Origin of the sequence: Thermosulfurimonas sp., from assembly GCF_015491435.1 — a bacterium.
GTDB lineage: Bacteria > Desulfobacterota > Thermodesulfobacteria > Thermodesulfobacteriales > Thermodesulfobacteriaceae > Thermosulfurimonas_A.
Genome location: NZ_WFVX01000075.1, coordinates 1 through 4,932, shown reverse-complemented (window position 1 = coordinate 4,932; position 4,932 = coordinate 1). Strand labels below are relative to the sequence as shown.

5 protein-coding genes and 1 pseudogene are annotated in these 4,932 nt (G+C 60.3%); all 6 read right to left on the bottom strand.

What is annotated here, in order from left to right; all coding sequences use genetic code 11:
* Positions 1-341, bottom strand: a pseudogene (locus F8J34_RS03490) (shikimate dehydrogenase); the annotation flags it as partial.
* Positions 338-1,012 carry a type I 3-dehydroquinate dehydratase gene (aroD, locus tag F8J34_RS03485; RefSeq protein WP_297056571.1) on the bottom strand — a complete coding sequence of 225 codons (675 nt, stop codon included), beginning with the start codon at positions 1,010-1,012 and terminating at the stop codon, positions 338-340. The pseudogene F8J34_RS03490 and the gene aroD, both read right to left, overlap by 4 nt.
* Positions 1,009-1,614 carry an IMP cyclohydrolase gene (locus F8J34_RS03480; protein WP_297056569.1) on the bottom strand — a complete coding sequence of 202 codons (606 nt, stop codon included), beginning with the start codon at positions 1,612-1,614 and terminating at the stop codon, positions 1,009-1,011. The genes aroD and F8J34_RS03480 overlap by 4 nt, the downstream gene beginning before the upstream one ends.
* A 22-nt stretch (positions 1,615-1,636) precedes the next feature.
* Complete coding sequence (gene ahbC / locus F8J34_RS03475; protein ID WP_297056567.1) at positions 1,637-2,821, bottom strand: 12,18-didecarboxysiroheme deacetylase; 1,185 nt, start codon at positions 2,819-2,821, stop codon at positions 1,637-1,639.
* Between the two features lie 4 nt (positions 2,822-2,825).
* A complete protein-coding gene (locus tag F8J34_RS03470; protein ID WP_297056566.1) occupies positions 2,826-3,197 on the bottom strand; it encodes a response regulator in 372 nt (123 codons plus the stop codon).
* A 5-nt stretch (positions 3,198-3,202) separates the two neighbouring features.
* On the bottom strand, positions 3,203-4,846 hold the full coding sequence (locus tag F8J34_RS03465; protein WP_297056563.1) for an AAA family ATPase: 1,644 nt from the start codon (positions 4,844-4,846) through the stop codon (positions 3,203-3,205).
* Positions 4,847-4,932 lie beyond the last annotated feature (86 nt).

The window sequence follows — 4,932 nt, the reverse complement described above, 5'->3', positions numbered from 1 at the left end:
ACCCCGGCCTCCTCCAGGGAGCGTCTGACCCCCAGCCAGTCGGTGTTGGTCCCTTTCAGCCGGCCTCCGAGGTTAAGCACCGTATTCACCGCCCCGATCTCCCGGGCCACCGGATCCAGTTCATCCAGATAGGGGAGGATGGTTTCCTTATGGGGTACGGTGACCGAGACCCCTCCTATTCCCAGGGCCCTTATGCCGGCCACCGCCGCGGGAAGGTCCTCTGGATGGACCTCAAAGGCTCCATAGACCCCCTCGAGCCCCAGGGCCCGCAGGGCCGCATTGTGCATGGCCGGGGAAAGGGAATGCCCCACCGGATAGCCTATGATGCCGAAAACCCTCAAGGCCCCTCCTCCCGAAAGACTTGCAGAGCGGTGCGCAATTCCTCTAGGGTGAGCTGCCCGGGGGCGGTCTGCCCGCCGGGACGGGCCGCTACGTAGGTAAAGGGAGAGCCCAGGAGCAGACAGACCGTGCGCGTCCACTTTCCCAGCGGACCCATGGCAAAGGCAATGAGGGGAAAATCCAGTTTCTCCCGGGCCCAGAGGATGAGCCCCGGCAGGAGATAGGCTTCCCTAGGGGTGCGGGCCATGCAGACCACCTTCCCCACATCCGCCCCCAGATGGCGCATCTCCAGGACCTTGTCCCGCAGATAGGCCTCCGAAGGGGTATGGGAAAAGTGGTGATAGGAAAGAAGGAGGCGGGTCTTCCGGCAGGCCCGACGCAGTTCGGCTACCGCCTCCGGACCGGAACGCAGCTCTAGATCCACGTAGGCCGCTCCGGCGGCCGCCGCCTCGCGCAGAAGGGCCAGCCGCCTCTCCAGCGGAACCTCCCTGAACCCCCCTTCCTCCCGGGCCCGAAAGGTGAAAAGAAGCCTTTCCCGGTGCTCCAGAAAGGGTTCCAGACGGGGTTCCTCCAGAGCATCCAGCCGGATCTCGCAAAGGTCCGCCCCGGAAACCTGCCTCAGGGTGTCCAGGGCCTGCTCCACCGTGGGTTCAGCCACCGAGACGCAGATCATGTCTCTTCCGGAGGGGGCACACGGGAGAGATAATCGGCGATGGCCCGGTCATAACGGGCCGTGGTTTCGAAGACCTTGCGGGCCAGCTCGAACCTGGTCCGCAGGGTGGTGGCCCCTCCGTGTTCCCGCATCTCCGCCAGCACCCGTTCATAGTCCGCCGGATCCACGATCACGGTTACATACCGGAAGTTCTTGGCCGCAGCCCGGAGCAGGGTGGGACCCCCGATGTCTATGTTCTCTATGGCCGTGTCCAGATCCGCCCCGGCGGCCACGGTCTTCTCAAAGGCATAGAGGTTTACCGCCACCAGGTCGATGGGCTTTATCCCCTGTTCCTGGATCTGCCGGACATGGTCCTCCTTGTCGCGAAGATAGAGCAACCCGCCGTGGATCTTGGGATGGAGGGTCTTTACCCTGCCGTCGAGCATCTCCGGGAACCCGGTGACCTCGGAGACGTCGATCACCTCCACCCCGGCCTCCCGAATTACCCGGGCCGTGCCTCCGGTGGAGATGATTTCCACCCCCATTTCCCGTAAGGCCCTGGCGAAATCCGCCACCCCGGTCTTATCCGTAACACTGATGAGTGCCCTGCGAATGGGTGTCATCTTCGATCCTCCCGGTTAATTTCTAGGCGATGCCGATCTCCTCGTCGGTGAGGTAGCAGGCCGGATCCGGCGCCCACACATCGCCGGTGGCCGCCTCGGCCCGCACCCGGAAGTTTCCGGCGCATATGTCCAGAAAACGACACCGGGCACAGCGCCCCTTGACCCACTTTTTCTTCTCCTTCAGTTTGGCCATGAGCGGGTCGGAGGTATCCAGCCAGATCTCGCTGAAGGGGCGTTCCCTTACATTTCCGAAGGAATAATGCCGCCAGAACTGATCCGCGTGCACCGACCCATCCCAGGAGACACAGCCGATTCCCACTCCGGAATTGTTCCCTCCGTTCATGCGCAGGAGCTCATAGACCTCCTCGGCCCGGGGGTTGCCCTCCCGTTTCATGCGCAGATAGAGATAGGGCCCGTCGGCATGATTGTCCACGGTGAGGACCTCCACCCGCAGACCCTGGTCGTGAAGCTCCTTGGTGCGATCGATGATATAATCCACCCACCGCCGGGTCTCTTCATGAGAAAGGTCTTCCTCCATGAGCCTGGATCCCCGCCCGGCATATACCAGGTGATAGAAGCATATCCGCGGGATCCGGTGTTCCTTTACCAGGTCGAAGATCCCCGGGATCTCCGAGGCGTTGATCCGGTTGATGGTAAACCGCAACCCCACCTTGATGCCCTCAGCCTTGCAGTTTTCCACCGCCTCCATGGCCTTTTTGAAGGCCCCCTTTACCCCCCGAAAACGATCGTGAACCTCCTCCAGACCGTCCATACTGATCCCTACGTAGGAAAGCCCCAGCTTCTTCAGTTCCCGTGCCAGGGCCCGATCGATGAGCACCCCGTTGGTGGAAAGCACCGCCCGCATCCCCAGCTCCACGGCCCTGTGGATCAGGTCCAGGATGTCCGGCCGCATCAGGGGTTCCCCTCCAGAAAAAAGGACCACCGGACACCCGAAACGGGCCAGATCCTCAAGGAGGGCCATCCCCTCCTGGGTGGTGAGCTCATCCGGATCGGGCCGGGGATCGGCCGAGGCGTAGCAGTGCACGCAGCGCAGATTACACTGCTTGGTTACGTTCCAGACCACCACCGGACGTTTGTCCGCCGAAAACTGAAGAAGATGGGAAGGGAGATCCCGGCTGCGCCTTCCGTAGCGCAGGGGATCCGAGGCCTCCACCGTGCCACAGTATAACTTGGAAATGCCGATCATCCTCTCACCTCGTTAGATATCGTTGAACCATATCTTTAAATTCTTCTTCGTTTAAAGGATAACACACATAATCGTCGCAGCCAGCGTCCCGGGCCTTTTCCGCTTCGGCATCCGTAAAACACTTGCAGATCCCCACCACCGGTACCCGGGAGGTCTTGGGATCGGTCTTGAGCAGGAGGACCACCGCGTAACCATCCAGCTTGGGGATCTCCTTTTCCAAGATGATAAGATCCGGCGGATGCCGGCGGGAAAGCTCGATCAGGGTCTCTCCGTCCGGGACGGCCACCAGATTCAGCCTGAACCCGGCCAGAGTATCTCGAACCCGCTGGGCCACACTCTCCGAAAGACACATATATACGGTAGGTGGCTTGGGCATGATTCTTAATCGAGTCGATAAGAGGTGCTGACCAGACGATTGAGAAAGGATTCCGGAGACTTCACCGCCTCGCCGGGAAGCTCGAAGAGTTTCTTCCCGGTGCGATCCTGAACCAGCTTAAGCCCGTATTCCAGAATGCTCAGGATCCGATCGCAGAAGGCATACACCCCCTCGTCCCGTTTCAGGACCTCGTCCAGGATGAGGTCCCGGGCCTCCTCGGAAAAGGCGATTCTGATCCCGGTGCGGCGCTCGAAACTCTTTTCAAAGCTCCGGATCTGACGCCAGAGCATAAGGATCTCTTCCAGGGCCTGCTGGGGATCCAGATCCTCCTTACGGTGAAGCTTGAGCACCAGATCGAGTTTGGCCGGGGTGAAGGGAAACTTGTACTGTTCGAAAAAGATCTTCTTGCGCTGAAGCAGAAACTCCCGCAGGCGTTCTTCCTCTTCCCTGCGGGCCCGGGCGTACCATTCCCGCCAGCGAGGGTTCTCCGGATTACTCCGCATCTCCCGGAGCACCCCTTCCGGATCCTCCACCATCTCCGGGGTGACCCCCAGATAGGAAAGCCGGGTGGAGGGTAGGGCCTTCTCAAAGGGAATGAGGACCCTCTCCAGGACCCGCGATAGCGCCCGGGCCCCGGTGTTCTCGCGGGAGGCCAGAGAGGCCATTCGCCTCAGGGCCTCGTCGGTAAAGGCCAGGTCTATGCCGTAGGCCCGAAAATCGCGTTTCTTGCTGACCACGATAACACTGTTGGGATTGGCCAGGATGGCGTAAAGGTCCTCCTCGGAAAGGGGATCGAAGACGGTGATTACCGGAAACCGCCCCACGAACTCCGACTCGAATCCGTAGGCAATGAGATCTTCCGGGATCACGAACCGCAGATAGTTGATCTTCATGTCCTCGCGTTCCTGGATCTCGGAGAGAAACCCCAGTTTCTGCTTGTGCAAACGCTTACGAATGATCTCCTCCAGTCCGGAGAAGGCTCCGCTGGCGATGAAGAGGATGTATCGGGTATTGATGGTGTTGCGTTTCCGGCGCCCGGTGCGTCGATAGTATTCGATGGCCTCCATCTGGGTGATGGGGTCGTGGGGCACCCGGAGTTCCACCTCGGTCTCCTCCAGGGGTTTGAGCAGGGCCCGCTGAACCCCGGTGCGGGAAACGTCCGGCCCCACGATATGACCGCTGGAGGCGATCTTGTCTATCTCGTCCAGATATACGATCCCGAAACGGGCCTTATCCACATTGCCCTCGGCCTCCTGGACCAGGTCCCGAATGAGATCCTCCACATCCCCGCCCACGTAGCCGGTTTCGCTGAACTTGGTGGCATCCCCCTTGACGAAGGGCACCCCGATGCGCCGGGCGATGAGCTTGATCATGAAGGTCTTGCCCACCCCGGTGGGGCCGATGATGATAATGTTGTTCTTGACAAAACCCACCTCGTCGAAACGCTCGCCCCGTTCCAGGAAGTACTTCACCCGGTGAAAATGGGTGCAGATCTTGGTGGCCAGAATACCCTTGGCCTCCCTTTGACCCACCAGGTATTCGTCCAGATAGGCCTCGAGATCCTCGGGCTTGAGATCAAAGTCGATCAGGGAGACCTTTTCGCGTTCTACCCAGCGGGTCTTCTGTTGAGGAAAAAAACGGACCGCCATATTGAGAAAACATTATAACAGTTCCTCCGGGTCACGATCAAGGGTTACGGAGATACCCGAGGGGACCAGCCGGGATTTCTCCCGAA